Annotated in this window: 3 protein-coding genes and 1 pseudogene; 3 read left to right on the top strand and 1 reads right to left on the bottom strand. The window is 70.7% G+C overall.

What is annotated here, in order from left to right; genetic code table 11:
- A pseudogene (locus QMK34_RS48205) lies at positions 1-107 on the top strand (dTDP-Rha--alpha-D-GlcNAc-pyrophosphate polyprenol alpha-3-L-rhamnosyltransferase); the annotation flags it as partial.
- A gap of 73 nt (positions 108-180) precedes the next feature.
- On the opposite strand, the gene QMK34_RS47135 reads toward QMK34_RS48205, so the two are convergent.
- Entirely contained in the window at positions 181-564 is a 384-nt protein-coding gene (locus QMK34_RS47135) for a hypothetical protein (protein WP_326421561.1), read from the bottom strand.
- 141 nt (positions 565-705) lie between these two features.
- On the opposite strand from QMK34_RS47135, the gene QMK34_RS47140 reads away from it, so the two are divergent.
- On the top strand, positions 706-1,785 hold the full coding sequence (locus tag QMK34_RS47140) for an NDP-sugar synthase (protein ID WP_326421562.1): 1,080 nt from the start codon (positions 706-708) through the stop codon (positions 1,783-1,785).
- Positions 1,785-2,678 carry a DNA-3-methyladenine glycosylase family protein gene (locus QMK34_RS47145; protein ID WP_326421563.1) on the top strand — a complete coding sequence of 298 codons (894 nt, stop codon included), beginning with the start codon at positions 1,785-1,787 and terminating at the stop codon, positions 2,676-2,678. The genes QMK34_RS47140 and QMK34_RS47145 overlap by 1 nt, the downstream gene beginning before the upstream one ends.
- Positions 2,679-2,832 lie beyond the last annotated feature (154 nt).

The following is a 2,832-nucleotide window of genomic DNA, read 5'->3' on the forward strand; positions in this document are numbered from 1 at the left end:
AGCTTCACGCGCAGCGCCAGCCCGGCCTCAAGTGGAAGCCCGTGCTCGCCGCCGTCAAGGCCGGGCTGGCGCTGCGCGTGAAGCTCGAGACCCGCAAAGAGTCGTAGGTGGTGAGGCCGGGTTCGCACCCGGCCTCACCCGCCACGAGTCCTAAATCCCGTCCAACCGGCGGGAAAGCTTCTACCGGCCACTGTTCTGCTTGACCGTCGGCACCAGGCCGTCGAGCTCCTCTTCCTGCGGTGGGTTGCGCGGTGTCGGTGAAGGTTGCGCACGGCGCACCAGTGGCGCCGCCGGCTGGTACTGCTGGCGGCGGGCGCCGAATTCGAGCCTTGTCGTCGGCTCCACCCCCGCCAGATGATGATCGTTTTCCGCGATGAGCGACGCCGGCAGCACCGTGGTGGTGTCCGGGTCCTGAGCGTGGTCGATCTCCGCGACCACGGACGCCGGGATCTGCTGGGTGTTCGAGGAGTCCATCGGTGACGTCATATTGTCCGGCGTCACGACAAAGGCTCCCCGCGCGCGTGCGCGTGCGAGCAGGGCATCCGCCCGTTCGCGCGGGTCCATCCCCTAGGCCTCCCGACTGACCCGGGGCCCTCTGGGTTCAGGGCCGCCTGTGTGCTGTCTAGGGTAGGCCCTCGGGGCTGCCGCCGTCAGTGTTTCCCGCGGCTTGTCGCTCAGCGGTGCGTGATACAAGAGGAGTTTTCTGTGACGTCCGAGCTTGACGCCGACGCCGTCGTACTGGTCGGGGGGAAGGGCACCCGGCTGCGGCCGCTCACCCTCACCGCGCCGAAGCCGATGCTGCCGACCGCCGGGACGCCGTACCTGAGCCACCTGTTCTCCCGCATCCGCGAGGCCGGGATCTCCCACGTCGTGCTGGGCACGTCGTACCGGGCCGAGGTGTTCGAGGAGTACTTCGGCGACGGTTCCGCGCACGGGATCGAGCTGGAGTACGTGGTCGAGACCGAACCGCTGGACACCGCCGGCGCGATCCGCAACGTCTACGACCGGCTGCGGGCGAAGAACGTGGTCGTGTTCAACGGCGACATCATCTCCGGCGCCGACCTCGGCGAGCAGCTGCGCGTCCACACCGAAGCGGCGGCGGACGTCACACTGCACCTGCAGCGCGTGCCCGACCCCAGCCGGTTCGGCTCGGTGCCCACCGACGAGACCGGCCGGGTGCGGGCGTTCCTCGAGAAGACGCCGAATCCGCCGACCGACCAGATCAACGCCGGGTGCTACGTGTTCCGCCGTGAGGTGATCGAGTCGATCCCGACGGGCAGGCGCGTGTCGGTCGAGCGCGAGACGTTCCCCGGCCTGCTGGCCGCCGGCGCGCACCTGCACGGGTTCGTCGATTCGTCTTACTGGCTGGACGTCGGCACCCCGGAGGCGTTCGTCCTCGGCTGCTCGGACCTGGTGCGCGGGGTGGCCCCCACCTCCGCCCTGCCCGGACCGGCCGGTGAGGCGCTGGTGCTCGAAGGCGCGCAGGTGGCCGCGGACGCGGTGGTGACCGGCGGTTCGACCATCGGCGCCCGCGCGGTGGTCGGCGCGGGCGCGACCGTGGACGGTTCGGTGCTGTTCGACGACGCTTCGGTCGGCGAAGGCGCCGTGGTCGAGCGTTCGGTGCTGGGTGTCGGCGCGCGGGTCGGCGCGGGCGCGGTCCTGCGCGGAGTGGTGATGGGTGACGGCGCCAAGGTCGGCGCGCGCTGCGAGCTGCTCGACGGGGCCAGGGTGTGGCCGGGCGTCGAGCTGCCCGACGGCGGTGTGCGCTTCTCGAGCGACGCGTAATGCTCTGGCGTCCCGCGTACGAGGTGGATCTGGGTGCCGTCCTGGGCCCGCTCAGCCGTGGACGCGGGTCGCTCAACCTGATCTCGGACGCCGGGGTCACCTGGCTGGCCGCCAACACCGCCGACGGACCCGGCACGCTGGCGCTGCTGCGGCGTCCCGGCGGCGAGATCGAGGCGGAGGCCTGGGGACCGGGCGCGGATCAGCTGCTCGACGGCGTTCCGGCGTTGCTGGGAGCCGAGGACGACGACGCGGAGTTCGTCGCGCACCACGACGTGATCGCGCAGGCGCGCAGGCGGCTGCCGGGGCTGCGACTGGGTTCGACCGGCCGGGTGTGGGACGCGCTCCTGCTGGCGGTGCTGGAACAGAAGGTCTCCGGCAAGGAGGCGATCCGTTCGTGGGCCGAGCTCTGCCGGTGGTTCGGGGAACCCGCGCCGGGTCCAGGCCCCGACCGGCTGAAGGTCCCGCCGACCCCGCTCGCCATCCGGTCCATTGTGGACTGGAAATGGCACCGGGCCGGGGTGGACCTGACCAGGCGGACGACGTTGATCCGCGCGGCCAGGGTCGCGGGCAGGCTGGAGCACGCCGCCGAACTCAGGGGGGTCGAAGGCCGTGCGTGGCTGCGCGAGATCCCGGGCATCGGCGTGTGGACGGCCGCCGAGGTCGCTCAGCGGGCCTGGGGCGACGCCGACGCGGTGAGCTTCGGCGACTACAACATCCCGTCGATGGTCGGGCACGCGCTGCTCGGCACCGCGGTGGACGACGCGGGGATGCACGAGGTGCTGGCGCCGTACACGCCCCAGCGGCAGCGGGCGGTGCGATACCTGATGGCCGCCGGGTTCACCCGGCCGCGGTTCGGTCCGCGTGTCGAACTGCGCGACTATCGCGCCATGTGACCAGCTCTGTCTCACCAGCCCTGTCTCAGAAGGCGTCCGGAAACTGATGTCATGTCGTCCAGTTTGGCGCCTAGGAGACCGCTGAATAAGTCGATCTGAAGATCAATTGAAGTCGCCTGACCAGCGCTTTCATATTTGATCAATCATCCGAACG

It is taken from the genome of Amycolatopsis sp. H20-H5 (assembly GCF_035828755.1).
Classification (GTDB): domain Bacteria; phylum Actinomycetota; class Actinomycetes; order Mycobacteriales; family Pseudonocardiaceae; genus Amycolatopsis.